At 46.0% G+C, this 24,660-nt stretch carries 17 protein-coding genes; 14 read left to right on the top strand and 3 right to left on the bottom strand.

Annotated elements, in window-relative coordinates; genetic code table 11:
* Positions 1-6 precede the first annotated feature (6 nt).
* Together BMW79_RS26825 and BMW79_RS26820 are read left to right on the top strand one after the other, a co-directional pair.
* On the top strand, positions 7-1,311 hold the full coding sequence (locus tag BMW79_RS26825; RefSeq protein WP_089900457.1) for a MutS-related protein: 1,305 nt from the start codon (positions 7-9) through the stop codon (positions 1,309-1,311).
* A 33-nt stretch (positions 1,312-1,344) separates the two neighbouring features.
* Complete coding sequence (locus BMW79_RS26820) at positions 1,345-2,676, top strand: MutS-related protein (protein WP_089900455.1); 1,332 nt, start codon at positions 1,345-1,347, stop codon at positions 2,674-2,676.
* A gap of 54 nt (positions 2,677-2,730) precedes the next feature.
* On the opposite strand, the gene BMW79_RS26815 is transcribed toward BMW79_RS26820, so the two are convergent.
* Complete coding sequence (locus BMW79_RS26815) at positions 2,731-3,711, bottom strand: hypothetical protein (protein WP_089900452.1); 981 nt, start codon at positions 3,709-3,711, stop codon at positions 2,731-2,733.
* Between the two features lie 194 nt (positions 3,712-3,905).
* Between BMW79_RS26815 and BMW79_RS26810 the strand changes: the two genes are divergently transcribed.
* The 9 genes from BMW79_RS26810 to BMW79_RS26770 all read left to right on the top strand — a co-directional run bounded on the left by BMW79_RS26810 (position 3,906) and on the right by BMW79_RS26770 (position 15,283).
* A complete protein-coding gene (locus BMW79_RS26810) occupies positions 3,906-4,637 on the top strand; it encodes a DUF6597 domain-containing transcriptional factor (protein WP_089900449.1) in 732 nt (243 codons plus the stop codon).
* A 63-nt stretch (positions 4,638-4,700) separates the two neighbouring features.
* A complete protein-coding gene (locus BMW79_RS26805) occupies positions 4,701-5,246 on the top strand; it encodes a dihydrofolate reductase family protein (protein ID WP_089900446.1) in 546 nt (181 codons plus the stop codon).
* 242 nt (positions 5,247-5,488) lie between these two features.
* Positions 5,489-6,049 carry an RNA polymerase sigma factor gene (locus BMW79_RS26800; RefSeq protein WP_089900443.1) on the top strand — a complete coding sequence of 187 codons (561 nt, stop codon included), beginning with the start codon at positions 5,489-5,491 and terminating at the stop codon, positions 6,047-6,049.
* 90 nt (positions 6,050-6,139) lie between these two features.
* A complete protein-coding gene (locus tag BMW79_RS26795; protein ID WP_089900440.1) occupies positions 6,140-7,114 on the top strand; it encodes a FecR family protein in 975 nt (324 codons plus the stop codon).
* A 30-nt stretch (positions 7,115-7,144) separates the two neighbouring features.
* Positions 7,145-10,420: a TonB-dependent receptor gene (locus tag BMW79_RS26790; protein WP_089900436.1), complete on the top strand. Its 3,276-nt coding sequence runs from the start codon at positions 7,145-7,147 to the stop codon at positions 10,418-10,420.
* Between the two features lie 163 nt (positions 10,421-10,583).
* Positions 10,584-12,014: a hypothetical protein gene (locus tag BMW79_RS26785; RefSeq protein ID WP_089900433.1), complete on the top strand. Its 1,431-nt coding sequence runs from the start codon at positions 10,584-10,586 to the stop codon at positions 12,012-12,014.
* A gap of 84 nt (positions 12,015-12,098) precedes the next feature.
* On the top strand, positions 12,099-13,499 hold the full coding sequence (locus tag BMW79_RS26780; RefSeq protein WP_089900430.1) for a hypothetical protein: 1,401 nt from the start codon (positions 12,099-12,101) through the stop codon (positions 13,497-13,499).
* Positions 13,500-13,553: 54 nt separating this feature from the next.
* Complete coding sequence (locus tag BMW79_RS26775) at positions 13,554-14,285, top strand: hypothetical protein (protein WP_089900426.1); 732 nt, start codon at positions 13,554-13,556, stop codon at positions 14,283-14,285.
* Positions 14,282-15,283: a S41 family peptidase gene (locus tag BMW79_RS26770; protein ID WP_177192347.1), complete on the top strand. Its 1,002-nt coding sequence runs from the start codon at positions 14,282-14,284 to the stop codon at positions 15,281-15,283. Before BMW79_RS26775 ends, BMW79_RS26770 begins: the two co-directional genes overlap by 4 nt.
* An 89-nt stretch (positions 15,284-15,372) precedes the next feature.
* Here BMW79_RS26770 and BMW79_RS26765 read toward each other — a convergent pair whose 3' ends face one another.
* Positions 15,373-16,923 (bottom strand): FAD-dependent monooxygenase, encoded by a 1,551-nt coding sequence (locus BMW79_RS26765; protein ID WP_089900418.1) that lies wholly within the window; start codon positions 16,921-16,923, stop codon positions 15,373-15,375.
* A gap of 95 nt (positions 16,924-17,018) precedes the next feature.
* On the opposite strand from BMW79_RS26765, the gene BMW79_RS26760 reads away from it, so the two are divergent.
* The 3 genes from BMW79_RS26760 (at position 17,019) to BMW79_RS26750 (ending at position 22,985) form a co-directional block, all read left to right on the top strand.
* The gene (locus BMW79_RS26760; protein WP_089900415.1) at positions 17,019-17,990 is read left to right on the top strand and encodes a helix-turn-helix domain-containing protein; all 972 of its coding nucleotides are present in this window, start codon (positions 17,019-17,021) and stop codon (positions 17,988-17,990) included.
* Positions 17,991-18,070: 80 nt separating this feature from the next.
* Positions 18,071-20,812 (top strand): family 78 glycoside hydrolase catalytic domain, encoded by a 2,742-nt coding sequence (locus tag BMW79_RS26755; protein ID WP_089900412.1) that lies wholly within the window; start codon positions 18,071-18,073, stop codon positions 20,810-20,812.
* A gap of 169 nt (positions 20,813-20,981) precedes the next feature.
* Positions 20,982-22,985: a PAS domain-containing sensor histidine kinase gene (locus BMW79_RS26750; protein WP_089900409.1), complete on the top strand. Its 2,004-nt coding sequence runs from the start codon at positions 20,982-20,984 to the stop codon at positions 22,983-22,985.
* Between the two features lie 136 nt (positions 22,986-23,121).
* On the opposite strand, the gene BMW79_RS26745 is transcribed toward BMW79_RS26750, so the two are convergent.
* The gene (locus tag BMW79_RS26745; protein ID WP_089900407.1) at positions 23,122-24,627 is read right to left on the bottom strand and encodes a glycoside hydrolase family 43 protein; all 1,506 of its coding nucleotides are present in this window, start codon (positions 24,625-24,627) and stop codon (positions 23,122-23,124) included.
* Positions 24,628-24,660: the final 33 nt, after the last annotated feature.

Here is a 24,660-nt window from a genome sequence, read left to right as displayed (position 1 = left end):
AAGCATATGAAGCAATTGCAGATAGATGAACAGACGATCGCCGATCTACGTTTTTTCGGTAAAGGCGATGATAGCGGTATCTACGAAATATATAACCAGACAATTACCCGTGGAGGGGAAGCACTACTGGAGTTTATGTTCCGGAACCCACTGTCTGATGCCACAGCTATCCGGAACCGGAATAACCTGATCCGGCAGTTCGCGGAACTCGGGCTTTCTTTTCCCTTTGAAGCCACCTCTTTTGATATGGCCGAGAAATACCTGGCAGATATCCCCGGTCAAACGAGAGACACCACCAGACAGAAACTGAGCGAAAAGGATTTGCAGCAGGGAACTACTGCCGTTATCACTTTGCTCAGGCAGGCAAAGGATTTCATCAGCCAGCCATCGGTAGTGAATCTTACTGCTTACGCCACCGAACGTGCAGCAATAGCGTTATTGCTCGACCGGCCGGCCCTTTTGCCCGCATTAACGGAAACGCTTCATGGAAAGCTATCGTATGCCGTTACTACGGCATACGACCAGCTGTTTAGCGTGCAGGAACACCATACGATAAAGCAGGTGCTGGAAAACATTTACCTGCTGGATGTTTATCTCACGGTAGCGAAAGTGGCCAATACACGGAAATTTGTTTTTCCACTGGTGCATGACAAGGGTAACAGCCTCATAAAATTGAAAGGCGTATTCCATCCGGCGATAGCCAACGCTGTAGGCAATGATATTAGCCTCGGAGGCGACCGGAATGTACTGTTTCTCACGGGTGCAAACATGGCAGGGAAATCTACCTTCCTGCGCTCACTGGGTACGGCGCTCTACCTGGCACATATGGGATTCCCTGTGGCAGCCCTTTCCATGGAGTTTTCAGTGATGGATGGTATGTATACTACCATTAATCTGCCCGATAATCTTGGTATGGGGGCCAGTCACTTTTATGCGGAGGTGCTGCGTATTAAGCAACTGGCTATGGGGCTGAGTAAAGGGAAATCCCTGTTTGTTATTTTCGATGAACTATTCCGGGGAACTAATGTAAAAGATGCACACGAAGCAACGGTAGCCGTTACCGCCGCTTTTTCCAACTGCCGGAACAGTGTGTTTGTGATCTCTTCGCATATTGTAGAAGCGGGAGAAGAATTGTCGCAAATGCCCGCCGTTGGCTTCTCCTATCTGCCTACAAGAATGAATGGCCATACGCCGGAATACACCTACAGGCTGGAAGCGGGCATCACGGGCGACCGCCACGGCATGGTCATCATCCGCAACGCAGGTATCCTGGAGGTGTTGAAGAACGGAAAGAAACCGGTTAATACGTAGCAGGATAATAATTATTTTAATTAAACATACAAGATGAGTTTCCATATAGACAGGCAAACACGGGAAGAACTGAACATGAACGGAAAGTTCCGTACAGATTCCGTTTATCATCTGTTCAATAAAGTCAGGAGCCGTGGTGGGGCACAGTTGCTGGATGAGATGTTTCGTTCCCCCCTGGAAGACGTGACGGCCATCAATGCCCGCAGCAGTACCATCCGCTACTTCCAGCACCTGGCCATCCGCTTTCCCTTCGATGCACAGCAACTGACAGAAGTACGGGAATACATAGACACCAGCGCGGGAAAAAACGAGGTGCTGAACTTTGGCAACCTGTTGGTGAAAACGATGCTTTCTACCCTGGTACATGATGAAGGGCTGAAAAAGATAGTGCAGGGATTGCAGGCAACCATTGCCACGCTGCGCAACTGCAGCACCTTTGTAGAAATGCTCGGGGATACCGGTACTGTCTACGCTGAACAGATCCGGGAGATCCGGGAAATTATGCGTGATAAAACAATCGAAAAATTGTGCGGCGTCAACATTTACGAGGCACTGTCTCTTAAAAAACTGGCTTCCTATGATTACTTCCTTAGAAATAAATTCCGCAATAAGATAGAAAAGATACTTTCGTTTATCTATGAAGTGGATGTATTTATTGCTGTAAGTGAAGTGGCACATGCACGGGGTTTTGCTTATGCAAGGGCGAAGCCGGCTGCCGCCAATGTATTTTATGCCGGAGATCTCAAACATCCGGCCATTGATGGCGCCATTGGTAATACCGTGAAGATGGATAATAACCAGCATATTATTTTCCTTACAGGTGCAAATATGGCGGGCAAATCAACCCTGATGAAGGCCATCGGCATAGGACTATACCTGGCGCATATGGGGTTTCCTGTGGCAGCATCGGAATTAACCTTCTCGGTTCGTGAAGGCTTGTACACGTCTATCAATACCGCCGATAATATCGGCCTGGGGTACAGTCATTTCTACGCGGAGGTGATGCGCGTGAAAGAAGCGGCGGACGCGGTGGCCAGCGGGAAAAACCTCTTGCTGATCTTTGATGAACTGTTCAAAGGAACCAATGTTAAAGATGCTTATGATGGTACATTGGCCGTTACTACTGCTTTTGCGGAATATCACAATTGCCTGTTTATTGTTTCGACCCATATCATTGAAGTCGGCGAAGCACTGATGGATAATAAAAACGTTCGTTTTGCCTATATGCCAACTGTGATGGAAAATGGCCGTCCGCGCTATCCTTACCAGCTGAAAGAGGGTATTACGGAAGACCGGCAGGGCATGACGATTATAAAAAACGAAGGTATTTTATCATTGATAACAGGAGGAGTAACGGTAAAATAATATAGCTGTAGGAAAGGAAGCAACCAATTTTGATTGTTTCCTTTCCTATGGCTACTACTTAATATTATAAAAATAGATGTCAGAAAGCCAGTCATCTCCGGGCTCGTAAAAAGATTGAATAACTCTGTCTCGCATCACTTCGCCGGGCGCTAATGTGAAAGAAATATCTGTATAAAACCATTCCCCTTTTTCAAACCGTTCTCTTTCCAGACCTGTTACCGTTATTGTTTTGTTAGTTATATTCTTAAGTCCCCTTCTTTGCTCATCTTCCCAATAACTTTTCTCATCTTCCACTTCAGCAGTTGTTACATTACCTTGCCCATCATAAGCAGGGACGATGTTTCTTATTTTTTTTGTTTTCTCTACCCGTTCTGTATACTCAACAGGCGCCAGTGATTTTTTATTCAGCGGAACCGGGTATTTCGACTTCATCAATTTTACTATTGCGGCATATTTTTTCTTATTCAAAGCAATCATTTCCGTTTCGGAAAGCGTTTTTTCAACCTCCGCCGGCTGCTTATCAGCGATGGGAGCACTAACCGGTTTATCCGCTATTTTTGTATTGGGTGCTTTATCGGGAACGCTCGCTACAGGCGGCAAAGCAACGGCGCTATATTTTCCATTGATAATACCATCCCATTTTCCTGTTCCCCTTGTTTTTCCGGAGAAACGTGTATTGTCAAGAAGATTAATGGCATAAACATCCAGGATGATAATCGCTGCAGCATCATCCTTTTTATAACCGGAGAAAGAGAAGGTTTTACTGTCCGGGGCATAGCTGCCACTCACATATTCCGTAGCGGTAGCATTCATTTTATCTTTATAGTAATAAAGCCCTTTCTTGTCGATGCTTACTATAGACCAGCGGATAGTGCCCTTAATTTGCTGGTTATTGTCCACGGTCAGGTTGCCATCTCCCAGAAATTCATCGCTGGTATTGGCCATGGTTTCCCGGATGGTAAATTTGTATTGCTGCGCATTGGAATAAATAAAGGGGATGAATAATAATCCTAAAAGACCAATTTTCTTTATCATAAGGGGTACGTGTAAAAGGGGATTTGATTACAATATTTATTTTGGTATACTATTTTCAAATTTAATATATAATTGAGACACCGTCAAACGTAGTTATTACGGATACCAGACGCTTCCCCCTTGCTTTTGGAATAATTGTTTAGCTTTATAGATCATTGTATCTAACCCGGTAAGTTATAAATAAATTAATTTTAATGGAATATCATGACGCTAAACCTTCCACAGCCTTACAAACCCACATCCATTCCTTTTGGGAGTTGAAAGGCGATGATACCGACCAGCAATGGGAACGGATCTTCCCTGATGGATGTCCGGGGATCATTGTAAACCTGGGAGCGCCCTGCAAAACGGATAATGGCCAGTCGACGATGGATTACGGAAAGACCTACGTAGTAGGCGCCATGACTTCCTTTAAAGATACTTTTATTGACAGGCATACACATCTGCTCGGTGTATGTCTGAAACCAGCCGCATTCTCTTCTTTTTACAACTACGCCTCACAGCATGAATTGACGGATCATACGTTTGAATTTGATTTATCGTATTCGCTCGATGCCGAAAAGATAAAAGCCGATTCCAATACTTATCTCAACAGGTATTTTTTAGATAGGAAGAAGAGCAGCCATCAGCCTATGCAGCCTATTTTAAATGATATTCATCTTTCCAATGGAAATTTAAGCATCAGTGAAATAGCCAGGAGGAACTTTACAACGGTGCGGCAGCTGGAAAGGCTTTTTAAAATACAGATCGGTTTAACACCAAAGGAATATGTAAAAATCATCCGCTTTCAATTAGCGCTATCTATGATGAGCGATGTAAGAAAGAAAAGCTTATCAGATATCGCTTTTGAATGTGGTTTTTATGATCATGCACATCTTGCGAATGAAGTAAAACTCCATACAGGGTTAACTCCTTCTCAACTTTAATTTTGTCGTGTTTTTCCAAAAGACCAACCAGGTTCCGGAGTTAATTTTGCAAAAAGCATTTAAATGAAAAAAGTAATTCTGAACTTAGCAGTTACGTTAGATGGATTTATTGAAGGTCCAAATGGAGAAATAGATTGGTGCATCATGGACGACGATATGGACTTCGGTGGCTTTATGAAAAGCATTGATACCATCTTTTATGGCAGAGTAAGCTATGATGCCTGGGGAAATTTTCAACCCGATGCCAGCACAATTCCTGCGGAAAGAGAGATGTGGGAAGGGATCCACTCAAAAAAGAAGTTCGTTTTTTCACATCAGCATCGCCAGGATGATAAAGCTACCTTCATTCATTCAGATATCGCCGGTAAGGTGGCAGAAATCAAGCTGCAGGGAGGCAAGGACATCTGGTTGTATGGTGGTGCCAGTCTTATCAAAACCTTCATTAACGAAGGGCTTATAGATATATATAAGGTATCTGTACATCCGGTAGTGCTGGGTACCGGGAAACCATTGTTTGAAGATCTGAAAGAACGCATTAATCTGCAATTAACGGCCACCGATGTTTTCAGATCGGGCGTGGTGCAGCTTACTTACGAACCTGCGAAATAAGTCGGCGCTATTAGTTGCCAAAGGCAATTCAAAACGTGATACAACATCCGGTAATGGAGATTGTATCACGTTTTTCTTTGAGTAAATTCGGGTAACTGTCAGCAAATCACTTTTCGCTGCTGCGATAAATTTGCAGTGCTCAACCACTTATCCCATACTCCGATAATGTTAATATTATTTTAATACAACTAACCTTTAAGCGTAATAAGGAGGTCTTATGTTTGCATATATCTGTACAAGCTATGGAATGGGAAACCCTTTCTGAAAAAACCCTGATCAAACTTCTCAAAAAACAGAATATACTCGCGTTTAATGAGCTTTACTACCGTTATTGTAGTGAGTTGTATGCTACTGCCTATAAGAGATTGCGTTCGAAGGACATGGTTCAGGATATTATCCAGGAGATTTTTATATCGTTATGGAACAATGCGGAAAATTTTGATGAAGAACTTCCCCTGCGGCCTTATCTGTTCAAATCTTTAAAGTATAAAATAATAGATGCAATATATAAGGACAAGAGTAATTCACATGTATCGCTTACAGATCTGGGTGGTATTGAGTTAACCATAGAAGCATGGCCCAATGATCCTTTGATGGTAAAGGAACTGGAAACATTCCTGAACAATGAAATTGATAACCTGCCATTAAAGATGAAAGAAGTGTTCCTGATGAGCAGGAAGCAATATCTTCCAAATGAAAAGATCGCAGAGTTGCTATCGATTTCCTCCCAAACCGTAAAAAACCAGATATCGTTGGCCCTCAAGCGTTTGAAGCAATCGCTTGATAATTACAATGCCTACTAAGCCTCCCGAAGATTAACAAATTGTTACGCCCGTTTTCGTTATGGTACTTCCCCCTGTTTGAAGAGAAGTATATAGTATAAAGGAAATTTTGTGAATCCAAACGAAACAAAAATAAGGGAGCTGCTCGGCAAGTATTTAAATAACACGCTATCAGCGGAAGAAAGTGTATTGCTGGACGAATGGTATGCGTCTTTTGATGCTGCGTCGGATATTCCGGCGGCATTTGCTGACCCACGGGAAGAAGCCGCTGTCCACAATACCATGTTAAAGAATATACATCATCATATACAACCGGCTAAGAAAACAGGACGGCGTATTATGCTGAAAATAGCTGCAGCAGCGGTGTTGGTAGGTATAGTAGCAACGAGCCTGGTTTACTTCCTGGTGAAGCCGGCAGCAAAGAACAATCTCGTCGCTGAAATGAATGTGGTAGTGGTACCTGAAGGAAGAATGAAACTGGTAGAACTCACAGACGGTAGTAAAATATGGTTGAATGCAGCCACTAAGTTCAGCTACCCGAAACAGTTTTCTGCTACTACCAGGGAAGTAACCCTGATTGAAGGGGAAGCATTCTTTGATGTAGCACATGAAACAGACCGCCCGTTTATCGTACATAGTAAAGGACTGAGCACACGTGTATTGGGCACCTCCTTTAATATCGATGCCTATAGTTTCTCCAAATGTGTGAAGATCTCCGTAGCCACTGGTAAAGTGGGCGTTAGCAAGGATAAGGAGATTATCGGCTTTTTAACGCCAAACGAAGAGTTACAGTATAAGTTACTGGTCGATAAATCTGTGAAAACAACAGGAAACGGAGATATTGCCAGCTCCTGGAGAACCGGAAAAATCGTGCTGGACTATGTAGACTTTGAAAGTCTGAAAGCCATTCTGTTTAATAATTATAACTATACACTGAAAGCCGGTAAAGGAAAGCCAAACCTGAATCACCTGCGCTTTTCAGCCACATTAAAGAAAACAGATCACATCGAAGATGTCATGAAATTGCTCAGCGCAATTAATAAGACCCGCTACTCGATTTCTGACAGTATTATTACCATGTATTAATCCATCTTATTGACATTAAATTTTACTTATTTGAAACGCTTTTTACGTATTGGGACACTGATATTCTTTTCTATTTTCAATGCCAGCATGTTGATCAATGCTGCCGGTGTAAAGGCTCAGAAGTTATCTGAGGTGAGACTGACGGTAGATTTTGATAAACAGAAACTCGCAACAGGAATTGAAAAATTAAAACAACTGACAGGATTGTCATTTGCATATAACAAGGATCTTTTTAAAGAAACAAATATCTCCAGGATGTCGTTTAAAAATACCTCACTGGATGTAATACTTCACCGGATGCTGGAAGAAACAGATTTTTCCTATAGCATGATGGACGGAAATATCCTGATCAGCCGGGATGCGGCCAAGAAGAACCAACGGGCAGAACCCGGTCGTGTAGCGGGTAAAGTAGCGGATGGAAAAACGGGAGAGGCCATACCAGGCGTAACTATTATCATGGCTGGTGCCGCACAGGAGTACGGTACTACGGATGTAAACGGCAACTACATCCTGAAACTGCAGCCCGGTAAATATAAGCTGGAGTTCAGGTTTATAGGATACCAGACAAAAGTGATTACAGATGTGGAAGTAAAGGAGAATACATTGACACCTTTGAATATCGTGTTACAGCCGGCGTCGCGGCAACTGAAAGGTGTGGTAGTCACCAGCTCTTACCGCCGTGAGTCACAGGCATCGCTGTATTCCCTTCAGAAAAACAGTACGGCCATTACCGATGGTATCTCAGCAGACCTGATCCGTCGTACACCCGACCGCAACGCCGGAGAAGCGATGAAAAGAATCACCGGTGTAAGCGTGCTGGATGGTAAATATGCCGTAGTAAGAGGACTGGCAGATAAATACAACTATACATTGCTCAACGGCGGATTGCTACCCAGTACAGAGCCAGACAGACGCACCTTTAGTCTGGATCTGATCCCTGCCCAGGCGATTGAAAATGTAATCGTTACAAAAACGGCCACAGCAGACCTGCCGGGAGAATTTGCAGGAGGTGTGGTACAGGTAAATACGAAAGATTTTCCTGATCAGGATTTTCTCACTTTGTCGCTGGGAACCGGTTATTATGAAGGACAAACAGGAAATGCTTTTTTTAGGGATAGAAAAGGAAGCAATGACTGGATGGGATTCGATGATGGGGGCAGAGAGATACCGGCACCATTAAAAGTAACTTTTGCTGAGTTAAACAGGAAATCCCCTGAAGAAAGATTTAAGCTCAGTAACCTGCTGAGCAAGGGATGGGAGCCGGTAAGCGCTGGAAAAGCACAACCCATACAGCAGGTGCAGGTGGGATATGGGAAGACATTCAATTTTAAAGATAACAGCAAGTTCGGTATCGTGGCGATGGCCAGTTACCGGAAAGATGAAACCATTGACCAGGTAGAACGTTACGACCTGGCGCGGTACAAGAAGTTTCAGGGAGAAGGAGGACCAGGTGATACGATAGGATTTGCCAGGTATTATCCGGATGAGAAGGATTACCGTTATCTGGTGAATGCGGGTGCATTGGTGAATGTCGCTTACCAGTTCAGACAGAACAAAGTTTCTTTGAAAACAATGTTTAACCAGAATTTCGAATCTGTGACGATAATCAAGAACGGAGGGAAAACGCTGGGAGAAGGCCTGTATGATATTGCAGGCAGCAGGGTAGTGGATATGCATCCAACGCAGAAAACGTTGCTGGGCGGACAGTTGCAGGGAGAGCATAAGTTTGGTATAGAAGGTCCGGTAACGCTTACGTGGAATGTATCGTACAACAAAGTAAGGAAATACGAACCCAACCAGGTACGACTGGGTTATCGCAACACTTACATGGCGGACTCGGTCAATTACAAAGACTGGAACTTTATGGCGCCGGAATTTGGTTCTATAGAATCATCGAGCAAGTTATATACCGACCTGAAGGAAGATGCCTACAATCTCAACTTTGCAGTTTCTACGCCGTTTAGCATTGCAGGGCAGCCCCAGATATTGAAGGCGGGCGCTTTCACACAGTTCCGCAAAAGAAATTATGTTACTAATAATCTTGGATATTTCGATGCGGCACGTGGGGTAACACCTGGAAATGATGCCGGGGGATTTCCTTCAGGAACGCCGGTTAACTTCAACCAGCCGATAGATAAGATACTGAGTCCGGAAAATTTCAGACCAGGCGGATTGGTGGCAGTAGTATATGAGTTGCCCGCCAATCAGTATACGGGTGGCGCGAACCTGGCATCTGCTTTTGCCAATATGGAAAGCCAGGTGTTCGATAAGCTTAAATTGATCTATGGGGTAAGGGTGGAATTTTATGCAATGAGTTTGAGTACCAGCAAAACGCTTTCGCGCAAGGTAGTGGGTAGCGGAAGTCCCGGAGATGATCAGGCGCCTTTGGATTACGTGCGTTACAATACAGATGTATTGCCTTCTGCAAGTGCTATTTATAGCCCGATACCAGCCATGAATATACGGGCTGCGTATTCGAAAACATTAACCAGGCCGGAGTTCAGAGAGATCAGCCCATATGAATATTTTGATTTCGTGAATGGCTATTCTACCGTAGGAAATCCGGATCTGAACCGGGGAACTATTCAGAATCTTGATTTCAGGGTGGAGTGGTTCCCGACAGCAGGGGAAATTATTTCAGGCTCCCTGTTTAAGAAAGATTTACACGACCCCGTAGAAGTGGTTACGCGTGGTACCACCTCCACCACTTCTTACATCAGAACATATCAGAATATAGAGCAGGCGCTGGTATGGGGCTATGAGTTTGAACTGAGAAAGAACCTCTATTTTGGTGCAGGCCCTGAGTGGTTGAAGCATATTACCCTGTTTGGAAATTATTCCCGGATTTATTCTAAAATCAGGGGTAAGCGGGATGCTGTGCCTGGTGAAACAGATGCGAAGTTACAGGAAAGACCTTTGATGGGACAATCGCCTTATCTCCTCAATGCAGGCGTGCTTGTCAATGCGTTTAAAAATACTTTCAGTTTTTCCGCAGCACTCAATCGCGCAGGCCGGCGTATTGTGGTGGTAGGAACAACAGCGGAAGAGAGAACAGATATCGCGAATTACCCGGATATCTACGAAAACCCAAGGAATCAACTGGATTTGCAGATTGCCCAGAAATTTTTGAAACAACGGCTGGAGATCAGGATCAACGCATCAAACCTGCTTGATGATGATTACATACAGTACCAGGATTTTGACCTGAATGGCAGGTATTCAGGAAATACTTTTGATGCAACCACTTTTTCAAGGAAATCATTCAGGAATTACACATTCACGATCACTTACAATTTTAAAAAGTAAAGCTGGAGAAGTAAACGGTTTTTAGCGCGCGCAGGAATCGCCATTTTTTCAGACAATAGTTGAAGGCAATTTTCACCGGAATCTTGTTAACGGCTATGTATTGTCCCAACCCAGGGAGCCCTTTTTTAATCCATTTATTTATATCACTAAAAGTTCACCAAAAATGAAAACGATTAGTAAATTGTTAACTATCGCAGCACTGACTGCATCTTTTGCGGCGTGCAAGAAAAGTGAAAACCTCGACAGGGACATCGTAACTGGCCCTAACCCTAACGTTGACACCATTAAAGGATTCATCACCACTTCTGTTAGCCTCTCAGCAAGCAAAACCTACGTGCTCAAAGGCCTGGTAATTGTTAAGAACGGTGCTACCCTCACCATTCCTGCCGGAACAAGGATTGAAGGTTTCACTGCAGCAGGTGAAAAAGGTACATTGGTGATTACCAGAGGATCAAAACTGATCGCAAACGGTTTGCCCGCTAATCCTATTATTTTCACATCCAACAAAACCAGCGGACAGGCACATGGCGATTGGGGTGGTATCATCGTTTTAGGTAATGCACCTACCAACAAACCAACCACTACTGCCATTGAAGGTATTCCAAATACTTCCGATGCACAGTACGGTGGTAATGTAATCGGAGACAACAGCGGTTCTATCACCTACACCCGTATTGAATATGCAGGCGGTGTTTTCCAGGGTGCATTAGGCAGCAATAACGAAGTAAACGGTCTGACTTTTGGCGGCGTTGGTAACGGTACTACCGTACACCACGTTCAGGTTAGCTACAGCGGCGATGATTCATTTGAATTTTTCGGTGGTACTGTTAGCCCTTCTTACCTGATCTCTTACCGTGCTATTGATGATGATTTCGACTTCGATTTCGGTTTCCAGGGTAAACTGCAGTTCCTCGTTGCACTGCGCGATCCTGAAATCAATGACCAGTCAAAATCTAACGGTATTGAGTGTGATAACGACAATACAGGTGTGGCTACCAATACACCGCGTACACATCCGGTTATTTCCAACCTGACTATACTGGGTAACAATGGTGTGGCCGATTCTAATCCGCTCATTCCAGTGACCTCTACTACCGGTACTCCTGGTGCATTTCAGGCAGGTGCCCATTTCCGCAGAAACACTGGCCTGGAAGTGCGTAACTCTATCTTCCTGGGATATCCTGCTGCAGGTCTGCTGATCGACGGTAACGTTACAGCTGATTCGCTGACAAATGGTACCTCACAGTTCAGATACAACTTTGTACACAGCAACACTGCAGGAAGTGCTTTTGCAGTGGCTTCGGGTACTACTTCTTATACAAATGCTACCCTGAAAGCTTTCCTGACAAATGCAACCAATCTTAACGTAGAACTGGCCAACGCAGGCGATGCCAGCCTGGTTAATCCGTTTAACCTGAGCAGCCCTGTATTAGGACAGTTCTTCATCAGCTCAACTACAGCGGTAACTGCTACAGGTGCTAACTTCACCGGTGGCAGCTTTACAACCGGATTTACTTCGGTTGCTTACCGTGGTGCATTCCCTCCAACAGGCGGCACCAATGGTTGGGGTGGTACTACATGGTCCAGCTTCTAAGCAGGATGTGTTATCATTCATTTTTTCTCTGATGAGATTGGCAGTTACTGCCAATCTCATCTTTATATTTCAATATTAAACCTGATGAAAAAAAACTACTCCCTGTTATTACTCAATTTGCTGATCGCCTCCAGTTGGTTGTCCTGCAAAAAAGGAGACGATATTGCCAGCCATGTGAAACCAGTGGCAATGCTGCCTGTAGAGATAAAAACCAACCGTACCCTCCACAGCGATACGGTATACACTTTTGAATCAAATGTCGTGGTGAAAGACAATGCAGTACTGACCATAGAACCAGGCACGGTGATTAAATTCCAGAAAGGGAAAGGAGCCGCTGGTTATTTTGCCATCACCAGGGGCGCCAAAATTATAGCAGAAGGGACTGCGGATAAACCTATTGTGTTTACCTCAGGTAAACCGGCCGGTGAGCGTTTGCATGGGGACTGGGTAGGACTATACATTTTCGGGAATGCGCCTGTAAGCACTTACGATGAATCAACCGGGGGCGCCGGTACAGAAATGAGTCTTACTGAAGCAATGGGTGCTAGTGCACCTAAAGGCGGCGGAAATGATCCTGCAGATAACTCCGGCGTATTAAAATATGTAAGAATAGAATTTGCCGGCAACACCGGTAACGGTGATGGCTACGGCTTTGCCTGCGTTGGTGTGGGAGCAGGTACCATTATCGAAAACGTATCATCCAGTTATACACAGGTGAGCGGTATGGGATTTTTTGGAGGAACGGTAAACGCCAGGCACCTGGTGGCCTTCAGTAACCGCGTAGCCAGCATTATCTATTCCAATGGATATACTGGCAAGCAACAGTTTGTAGTAAGCTATAAGCATCCTTACTTCGGATCCACCGGTACTTCCTTTATCAGTACCTGCGATGCTCTGATGGTATTCAATGACATCAAAGGATATCCTTTAACCGATAACACAAGGCCTGTCCTTTCTAATTTCACCGTGATAGGTCCCTATAATAACCCTGGTTATAATAATGCTTTACCCTGGAATGCCGCATTGAATGTAACTAATGGCGGCGCTTTTGTACTTCGTAATACGATCCTCATGGGAATGCCTAAGGGTGGTATCAAATTCAGCGAAGATATGGCCGCTCAAAGATTGTTGAATGGAGAATCCGCATTTTCAGCCAACCTGGTACACAGTAATATTGCTACAGATGCTTTTACCGTAAATCCTGATGCGGTATATTCTATAGATGCTGCGGCTGTTACCACTTACGCTTTGGATCATAAAAATAAAATGTATGCAACACCGGCAGAAATAAACCTGGCGGATCCTTTTAATTTTTCACAACCGGGTCTGCTTCCTAAAGGCGGTGAACCGGCTATGTCCGGCGCCGATTTTGACGGCGATGATTTTAAGAGCTTCTTTACGAAAGTAAATTATATAGGTGCTTTTGGCACGGAGAACTGGCTGGACAAATGGACTAACTTTTATCCTGTAAGTACTAACTATTGATATAGCTTGTTACGTATCTGCATATTCAAAGGGTGTATCTGCCTTTTTTTGCTGATGGCCTTTCATCCCTGTTTTGCCCGGCAGCAGCCGGAGAAGGGCTTCCTGGCGGGCGTCCTTTTATCGGCACGCACTATAAATGACGAAGCGATGTCTTCACTGGTTTATCGCGGCGCCACAGCTGGTGTTACGCTCCGTTTCCTGGCAGCACATCCGCATATTACCCATGATGTGGCGGCATGGGGCGCCTCCGGCCGTTTGCAGGATAAAAGTAGGCAGTCTTCCCTTCGTGAAAATGAATTCGGAGCGGCTTACCAATGCCTGTTTCCGTTTCAGCAATCCCGTGGCCTGCGGTTTTCCCTGGGCGGAGAAATAAGCAGTTTCCTGCAGCTCCGGGAACACCAGGATTATAATAACAACCCGGCATATTATGTCTTCAATTCTTCCATAGGGCCTGTTGTTAAAGGAACATATGAATTTTCCGGCAGATGGCAGTTGAGTACGTCCTTATTTTGCCCGGCAGCTTCGTTACTGTCTGTATCTCGTGGTACGGCTAACAAGGAAAATGATTTCTATTCCTCCACCTGGAAATCCATTTTAAAAAATACACAACCGGCTTTCTGGAACAGGTATGCCGGGTTGGGAATCAATACCATCCTGTATTTGCCGGTAGGGGAAACGAACCGGTTGTACTTCGCCTGGAAATGGCAGTACTACCGCATTGGCGACACAGGCGACTTACAATCTGCAGCGAATACCATCACCGTCAATTATTACTTCTCCCTATGATCAATATTGTCAGAATATGCTTATATGCCCTGTTATTATTCTCCCTGACAGGTTGCGAAAAGGCCCTGATAAAGGATCCTGTTGAAAGCCCTGTGGCGGTTTTTGAAAAATTATGGAGCGTAATGGATGCCCGCTATGCAATGTTTGATTACAAGCAAACAGACTGGCCGGAAATATACCGGAAATACCGCCCCATGATAACGGCACAAACCAGCAACGATGAGTTATTCCGTGTTTGCAGTGAGATGCTGGCTGTGTTGAAAGACGGCCATGTGGCTTTACTGGCCGGGGAACGCCGCTTCATTTATAATGGCTATTATACTTCATCGCCTCATAATTTTAATATGGAGGTACTGAAGAAAAAATATTTACCGGGAATGAGATACCAGGGCATCGTGGCATATGCTACTTCCGGGAAGGTGGGCTATCTTTATATCCCCTCCTTCCGGGAAGATTTGCTGGCCACCGACATGGATCTGGCATTGCAGCAACTGGCACATTCCACCTCTCTCATCATCGACGTAAGAGACAATACCGGTGGAGGTTCTGCTAAAGTGGATGCGCTTACTGCGCAATTTATGAAAGAGAAAATGCTGCTGAAATATGATATTTACCGGAAGGGACCGGGGCATAACGATTTTTACGCTCCCATCGCTAAATACCTGTCGCCTCAAAATAATGCCTGGACCGGTATCCCGGTTTTTGTATTGGTCAATAAACGCTGTTTCAGTTCGTGCAACGACTTTGTACTGTATATGTCGCAGTTAACGAATGTAAAACTGGTGGGTGATCAAACGGGGGGTGGAGGCGGTACACCATTCGATTACGAACTGCCCAATGGCTGGCTGTTAAAATATTCCGCTTCTATGGCCATCTCCCCGGAGGGGGAAAATATAGAAGATGGCATTTCTCCCGACTATCGGGTATCCAACAGTTTGGAAGATGATAGCCAGGAAAGAGACGCTATTTTTCAGTTTGCGTTCGATAAGTTACAATAAGCAGGTGAGCAACTGTTTTTATATATCCGGGGCTTGCCCCGCAAAACGTGATACAAAATCTTTTGTATCACGTTTTTTTTCAAACATTCCTATTTGCTTAAAATCAGCTGTATCACATCTGACAAATGGCCGGGTGTTAGTTTAGCCGCCACAAAATCATCTGGTCTGATGAGCAGCGCTTCGTTGTTTGTCGTGTTGGTGAGCATCTTCCATTGTTCCAGTACATTTTCGTTCAATACTACCAACTGCACCTGTAGGTTATTGCATGCTGTCTGCCAGTCTGCATGGCTATTGGCGATCAGCACAAACTGGCCTTTTACCCAGTCGAGCGATGAGCTGGTATGCGCTTCATCGAGCCATAGATGTGGCATACGCGTTCCTGGTTCCCCTGTAAAGTAAGTAAATGGCAGGTTCGCTTCCCTTATTACCGCCGTCGAACGATATCCAAAGTTAGGTACGCCCATGAGGTCCAGTGCTTTGGTGACCATCAGCGTGTCGTTTATCAACCCGTTTTTTTCGGCAAGTTCTCCGGAGAGGGTGGCGTAGAACGCGCCCACCGGTTGCCTTTCCGTTTGATAGGTATCCAGTAAATGATCTCCTGCCTGCTGTTTCAGCACGGCAGATAATTTCCATGCTAAATTCTGTGCATCCTGGATACCGGTGTTGGCGCCTTTTCCCGCGTAGGGCGTCATGGTATGTGCGGCATCTCCGGCCAGGAAGATCCGTTGGATGCGCATTTGATCGGCAATGTTGACGGTGAGTTGCCAGGGCATTACTTTCAGGATAGTAATTTTAATATCAGGTAATCCCAGCATCTGATGAAGAATGGTTTGTAATTTTTCTTCCGGGTAGTCCGCTATTGTTTCTCCGTTTTCCGGATGGAACCGTAAATGAAAAGCCCATTTGTCTTTGTTGTTGATGGCTAAGAGGAAACCGGTCATCTCGGGAGTGTCTGTCAAAAACTGGCTGAACTCACGTTCTTTTACCAGTGATTCCAGGTTGGCTTCGAAATAAATGTTCAGCAGATCTGTGCCGGGAATATTACCGGAGGTAGCTACGTTCAGTTGTTTCCTCACGATGCTGTTGGCGCCATCTGCGGCAATCATGTAGTCGGCCAGGATCGTGTATTCTTCCCCGGTAGCCCTGTTTTGTATCATTGCTTTTACCTCTTTTTCAGTTTGTTCAAAACCAATCAGCTGGTGATAGAAGCGTAGATCTGCGCCCTGTTTTTCCGCCGTATGACGCATAATGACCTCGCTGATATCCTGTGTACAGCGGCATACCCGTTCCGGAGATTTCTCCACCAGCGCTTTCATGGCTTTTTGTGCGGCGATAAGCTTTTCAGGTGTCATTTTTTTAATGGCAGTGCCGGGGTTTTCCAGGGTATCCAGCAGGTTGTTGCCACGCAGCACGCCCCAGGAAGGCGCTAATGCCTTTCCCCCTTCGCGTAAATCTTCCTGAATGCCCAATCCTCTGAATAATTCCATTGTCCGGATATCAATGGTTCTTGCCCGGGGATATATAGAGGTGCCGATGTGTTTTTCTACCAGGATAAAATCAACACCCTGTTGCGTTAAATATAGTGCAGCGGCCAGACCGGTGATGCCGCCGCCCAGAATGATTACTTGCGTTTTTTCCATATTGTGCTGTTTTTTTAATGCGATAGCACAAAATTAGGCGACCGGAGAAAGATAAAATAGTTACATTAGTTCATATAATAGCTCTAACCGGTCATATGATGGCAGCGAATAAAAAAGAGAAGCAGGTAGCAGCCTCTGTAAAAGCAATTACCGGCAAACCCGGAAATGGGGTCACCGTTATTCCGCCCGCCATAGGAACGGGTTATATAAAAGGTTTTGCGCTCAGTCCGCAATTGCGGCTCATCGTAAGACAATATGAGTTGAAAGAAAACCTGATGCTGGACCGGGGCATGGCGGAAGAAGAAGCGCAGTTTATAGTCATTGCGTTTCATCATATTTATCAATCGAAAGAGGAAATGAAGCACCGGCCATCGCCTGCCGCTGCAAACGGCAGATCGTTGCCTTCTGTACAGGTGGCGACTACCGGGTTTAATTATGAACTGCTCCCTGCCAATAAGAAAATCAATTCCATTGTTATTACGGTCCACACGGATTATCTGAAAGAGCTGTTGCAACCAAAGGAGGGAAGTACGTTGCTGCAAATGATCACCTCCGGCAGCCAGCCCTTTTTATTTGAAGAAATAATTTCACCTCAGATACAGGAAGTGGCAGCGGCGATTGTTACCGCAAACCCTACGAAGGAACTGACACATTTTTATTATAAGGTAAAAGCAGAAGAACTGATTTATTTATTGTTTGCGGCACTGCTGAAAAGAGAAGATACCACGCTGCAGGCATTGAATGCAGCAGATGTAAAAACGGTATACGAAATAAAAGATAAAGTACTGTCGGACATGAGTACGCCTCCTGTGTTAACGGAACTCGTGAAGATGTCCGGCATGAGTGAATCAAAATTGAAGCGTATTTTCAAGCAGGTTTTCGGAAATAGTATTTACAACTATTACCAGATTTTCAGGATGAAGGAAGCGGCTTACCTGATCAGAGAAATGAAATTGTCGGTATCAGAGGCTGGTTATCGTTTGGGGTTCTCCAACCTCAGTCATTTTACAAGATTGTTTGAAGCGCATATCGGCGTGAAGCCCAAGAAGTACGCTACCGGTAAATAGTGTCAAAAACTGCATACGATATATCAAAAAGGCATTTCTGTACAGGATAAATTTGGTGATCAATTTACAGTCCACCTGGTATGAAATTATCTTTTCTGTTTATTTTATTTTGCCTGCCATTTTTAGCTATAGGGCAGAGCAGTATACTGGTACAAAATCAACGTTGTGAGTATTTAATCAATCCTGAAGGAATCGACGAGCTTTCACCACGTCTGAGCTGGACTCTGGGCGCGGTAAACGCAGCTGCTTTCGGGCAGCGCCAAACGGCTTACCGGATTATTGTCAGTTGTTCAGAAGATAAACTCGCCGAAGGAGAGGGAGATATCTGGGATTCCGGCTGGACACCGTCGGCCGACATGCAGCACATTGTTTATAAAGGACAAGCCCTGGTATCCGACCGGTATTACTACTGGAAAGTGATGGTGAAAGATGAGGCCGGAAGGAAATCGGCCTGGAGCCCGGTGGCTTATTGGAGTACCGGCTTGCTGAAACATGCGGAGTGGACGGCCAGATGGATAGGCGCTACAGAGGTGCTTAACCCGGCATTGGCGGACTGTAATATAGCGGACCCCTGGTTTCGTAAAACGGTAACGCTGGAGAAGCAACCCCGTAAAGCAGTAATGTTTATTGCCTCCGTGGGATATCATGAACTATATGTGAATGGAAAGAAAATAGGGGTCAATGTACTGGCGCCTGCGGTGACAGATCATACCAAACGGGCGCGTTATATGGCCTATGATATCAGCCGGGAGTTAAAGCCCGGTAAGAATCAGATAGGGATCTGGCTGGGCGCTTCCTGGTCGGTATTTGGTGCTTATGCTACGCCGGATAAACCGCGTGCGCCCATCGTGATTGCCCAGGCGGATGTGTACAATGAGATAAACAGCAAGCCGGTGATGCGCATACAAACCGATACCAGCTGGAAAACACATCCAAGTCCCAATCAATTGTTGGGCAAATGGGAGTTTGGTAATATGGGTGGTGAGATCTGGGATGCCGGTAAGGAGATCACCGACTGGAACGGGCCCACCTGTGATGAAACAGATTGGAAGAAGGCAACGTTATATGCGCCTCACTTGATGCTGACCAGCCAGATGGTGGAGCCGAACCGCTTATTCACTGAGATACACCCGGTAGCTATCGAGCAACGGGCGGATGGTTCCTATCGTGTAGACATGGGCGTTAATTTTGCCGGATGGACAGAAATCAGGCTGAAAGGAAAACCTGGTCAGCGGATAGACATGCTGTTTTCCGAAAGGGAGAAAGATGACATGACCTTTCGTATCCGGAATGCCTTTATACCGGGTAAATCAGGAGAAGGAGTGTTTAAAAACCGTTTTAATTATAGTTCAGGAAGATGGATTACGATCAAAGGCCTCACAAAAAAGCCGGAACTAACCGATATACGTGGCTGGGCTATTCACACCAATTACCGGCCGGCGGCAAGCTTTGAATGTTCAGATTCATTGCAGAACTGGATTTACAATACTTTACGGTGGACAATGGAGAATATTTCTTTAGGTGGCTATATCGTGGATTGTTCTTCACGGGAGCGACTGGGTTATGGAGACGCAGACGTTTTTGCAGAAACAGGGCTGTTCAACTATCACCTGGAAGCGATGTTCACCAAATGGATGGAAGACTGGAGAGATGTGCAGGGAGCAAGGGCCATGGATCCGTTGAATTATGGTGGAAATGCGGATGACGGCATCATCCCGCATACGGCCCCCACTTATCAGGGCGGCGGCGGCCCTGCGTGGGGTGGCATGTGTATCATGTATCCATGGCTTATTTACCAGCACCAGGGAGACACCCGTATCCTGGAAAAGAACTTTGACACCATGAAACGATGGTTGAAATTCCTGGATGGACATACGCAGAAAGACAACCTGATGGTACGTTTCGGCGGTGCCTGGGATTTTCTGGGCGACTGGCTCTGGCCCAATGCCAATGCAGAAGGAATGAATAATGATAAGCCGGAAAATATCTGTTTCAATAATTGTTACCGGGTGTACAATTTACGTACAGCCGCCAAAATAGCGCGACTGTTGGGACGAACCGCCGAGGCACTGGAGTGGGAGCAGAAAGCGGAAGCATCGGCGCGGGCTATTCACGCAAAATATTACAATGCAACGGATCATAGTTATGCCGACAGTTCCATGGGGAACCTGGCAATCGCCCTGTTTGCGGAGATACCACCGCCCGCGCTTCGTGAAACCGTGATGGAACGCCTTGAAAAGGAGATCCTCGTGGTGCGGAAAGGACACCTGCATGTGGGGATCACGGCGGGAGGCATTCTTTTCAAAGTATTGCGGGATGCGGGGAGGGACGACCTGCTCTATTCTATGACGTCTCAAACGGAGTATCCTGGCTGGGGTTATATGAAGGCCAACGGTGCCACCAGTTTATGGGAAATGTGGGAGAAGGATACGCCCGGCCACTCCCTGATGCACAGTTCTTTTCTTTATCCGGGCGCCTGGTATATAGATGGCATCGGCGGCATCCGCGCTGATCCCCGTTTTCCGGGATTTCAACATTTCATTATCCGTCCCCCTAAACTCCATGCCCCGCAAATGACATGGGCTAAAACCACGTATGAGTCGCCCGTAGGGAAGATCGAAACCTCCTGGCAAAGGAAAAATGGTGATTTCAATCTGCTGGTAACTGTACCGCCCGGCGGGAAGGCCACTGTTTATTTCCCTTCTGCCGGAAATGGTCCTGTTAAAGTATCTTCTGCTTTTGCTAAAAACAAAGGCACTGCCAACGGATATACCTTGTTTGAGGTGCCGGCAGGGGTATATGTTTTTTCCGGGAGAGAATAATAAAAACGGCTGTTATAGATAAGAGAATTAAAAGCCGTTGCCTATCTTGCTGCTGGTATTTACCTGATGCCAGCGCATCATGGCCCGGTTCCTGTATTATCGCGGATAATACGGTCGCGGTGGCATGAAAATTGTCGCCGGGCTTTTAGTTCCCGAATAATTTCTATATATGTTGGAGTATACCAAGCCTGATCTTCCTTCCGGTTCTTCCTCTTCTGCAAATGGATTATTGACAGATAGCGAGCAGCGGTTCCGTAATATGTTGCTGCAATCTCCTGCGGGTTTTGCTATCTTAAGCGGGCAGGATATGGTGGTGGAGTTTGTGAATCAGGCGATGTTACGCTTGTGGAAAGGTGATGCTGATATTGTGGGAAAGCCACTGCTGGAGCTGATGCCGGAAATGGGCGGCCAGTCATTCCCCACATTAATACAAACTGTTTATAGAACGGGGCAGCCGCATCATAGCTATGAAGAAAAGGTAACGTTGCAGAACAGTGAAACCGACGCTTACTATGACTATGTGTATCAGCCTTTGTTTGCTGCTGACGGAACTGTTACGGGGGTGTCGGTGATGGCCACAGACGTTACCGTGCAGGTGGAAGACAGAAAGAAAGTAAAGGAAAGCGAGGCGCGTTTCCGGGCGCTGGTTATGGCTACTACGGAAATGAGATACCGGATGAGCCCTGATTGGAAGGAAATGTGGGAATTACAGGGGATGGGTTTTCTGAAAGATGTTAAATCGCCCATATCCCACTGGGATGCCCACTATGTTCCGGAGGAAGAGAAGCCACGCCTTTGGGCTGCCATACAAACGGCCATTGCGTCCAAAACTATTTTTGAAATGGAACACCGGGTACTGCGGGCCGATGGCTCGCCGGGGTGGGCCTTTTCCCGGGCTGTTCCCATTCTGGGCAGTAGCGGTGAAATCGTTGAATGGTTCGGCGCCGCCAGGGATATCACTATCCGCAAACAAATGGACGAGGCGCTGCAGCAGGCGAAGGAAGACCTGGAAGGCTACAAGCGGCTTTATGAAACGATCACCAATAATACCCCTGATCTCATATATGTATTAGACGTAAACTATCGCTTTACATACGCCAATGAGGCACTGCTCACCATGTGGGGCAAGACCTGGGAACAGGGAATCGGCAAAAGTTTGCTGGAAAACGGATATGAGCCCTGGCATGCCGAGATGCATGAACGGGAGATAGACCAGGTAGTGGCCACCCGGAAATCAGTACGGGGAGAGGTTTCCTTCCCGCATGCCGTGCTGGGCAAACGCATCTATGATTATATCTTCGTACCGGTAGTCAATGAAGAAGGCGATGTAGAGGCAGTAGCAGGAACCACCCGCGATATTACCGAAATACGGCTGGCAGAGGAAGCGTTGCGCCGCAGCCGCGAAGAACTGGAAGTATTGGTGGAAGACAGGACCAGGGCGTTGCACCGCTCTAATGAAGACTTGCGGCAGTTTGCACATGTATCCTCACATGATATGAAGGAACCGGTGCGAAAAATCGTATTGTTTGCCGGTTTGCTTACCGATGAATGCGGGCATCAGCTGGATACAAAAAGCGCCAGGTATCTTGCTAAGATATCTGACTCGGCTAAACGTATTTATTCCATGATTGAAGGAATACTGTCTTTTTCTTCTTTCCAGGAAGTAGACCTGGAAGTGGGGCAGGTGGATCTCAACAGTATCCTGAAGGAGGTGGAAAGCGACTTTGAGGTGGTGATCCGGGAAAAACAGGCCAGCATCGAGTATACAGATCTGCCATTGATAGCAGGTTTTCCTTTGCTTACGTCACAGTTATTTTCTAACCTGATCAGCAATGCGCTTAAGTTTTCCACTCCGGAACGTGATCCGGTGATCCGCATCAGCGCAGCGCCCGTGTTAGTGGAGGAGTTGCTGAAAGAGAAGCTGGACGAACGGCGTCATTATGTAAAGATCGTAGTATCGGACAATGGTATTGGCTTTAACGAGCAATATGCAGATAAGATCTTCCAGATTTTCTCCCGTCTTAATTCAAAGGACCAGTTTGAAGGTACAGGTCTGGGGCTGGCGCTATGCCGGAAAATATCGGAACGTCATGGTGGTACGATATGGGCCAACGGCAAAGAAAAGGAGGGGGCTACGTTCAGCATTATTTTACCAACGCCGGACCCTGCGTAAATGGGTGGATTTTCCCCAAATCCACATCCGGGCAATCTGACTGAGGCATTTTTTACACTAATCGTTGCGATGGGGCCTTTTTCCGAACCGGAGCCGGTAAGCGTTATGTTAAATCTTACCGGCCCCGGTGTTCATTTTAGTGGGTATACTTAATATCGAAGAAGCCAAATACGCCGTTTTCTTCCGGGCTGCCCTGGTAATTCAATCCCGGGCGGGGGCTGCGATCCCATGGTGGCAGTGAGGCAATGGAATACGGCTGCTGGTTGGGGGTGAGTAGCTGCCAGTCTGCTGTTTGTTTCCAGTAAACGGTGCAGGTGAAATCCGGTGATACCGTCATTTTCAGGTAAACAGGTGCATTCGTTTGCGGGATGGTAGCTTCACTGAGCACCTTGCGTTTGCCATCTCCCGATACCCAGAATTCTACTTTATTATCACGCACGGCAATACCTGCCGAAGAAGATACATCCCCATAGATGATCAATCCTTTAGCGGCCTTATTGGTATTTAAAACGGCGGTGCTGATTTCGTAGGCAGCAGCATAAGGTCTTACGGTGAGCGCTATACCAGATGGGTTTTTATCATTGGATTTGCCAGACAGATATAATTTACCCTTTGCCTGCCGGAACACCGGCTGTGTATTCCTGAAATCCCATTGCCAGAAGACAGGACCTTTTGCATTTTTAAAATCATCATGGAGATTGAAATCTTTTTGGGGATTTTCCAGCGCGGGCGTATGCTGTAATACCGGCCACTGGTCTTTATTCCAGGATAGTGCGGCCATTAGTGCCTCTCTGCCGGTAAATACATTGCTGGATTTGTTGTAGGCATGATAGATATAGTAGTTATTTCCGCTGGCATCTTCAACAAAAGTACCGTGGCCGGGGCATTTCCAGTCGCCGCCATCTGTAAGTACGGGGTTGGCAGCATAATCCTCATAGGGGCCTTTGAAAGAGGTAGCCCTTGCCACGCGCACGTTATAACTGCAGGATACTCCGCAGCAGTTACCAACAGAGTAGAAGAGATAATAATATTGATCTTTTTTCAGGATGCTTTGTCCTTCCATTCCCTGGCGTCCTTCATCTTTCATCAGGGTAAAGGGTTCGCCCCTGAGGGAAAGCCCGTCGTCCGATAGTTTGCTGCCAAGCAGCTCAATAGGTCTCTTATCGAGTCCGTATGCTTTCCAGGTGATATATAACTGCCCGTTATCGTTAAAAACAAAAGCGTCTATAGCTTCCTTGCCATATTCGATAATAACGCCATGATCTTTAAAACCCCGATCCGGGAAGCTGGAAGTGGCTACACCAATACAGGAGATGCCGTCGCTTTTTCTTCTGGCGGTATAATAAACGAAGTAGGTATTGTTATGGAAATAAAATTCCGGCGCCCAGAAGGAGGCGGTTGTCCAGGTAGGGGCCTGCTCAAACAGGAAGCCGGTTTGTTTCCATTGTTTCAGGTTATTGGATTGGAAAATGGGAAAATGAGGTCCCCATTCGCTCGACGTTCCGATAGCGTAATAGTTATTGCCTTTCCGGATAATGGAGGGGTCTGCGAAATCGCCTGGAATATTTGCCTGTTGTGCGCTGGTATGCTGTCCGCAGGCCAGGGTACTGATCAGTACTGCTGCTAAGAGTTTAAATTTCATCTTCGTGGCTTTACTATATTTAATCCGGAGCAA

This window comes from Chitinophaga arvensicola, from assembly GCF_900110835.1.
Lineage (GTDB): Bacteria > Bacteroidota > Bacteroidia > Chitinophagales > Chitinophagaceae > Chitinophaga > Chitinophaga arvensicola.
The sequence above is the reverse complement of the archived record's forward strand: the minus strand, read 5'-3'. Positions and strand labels throughout refer to the sequence as shown.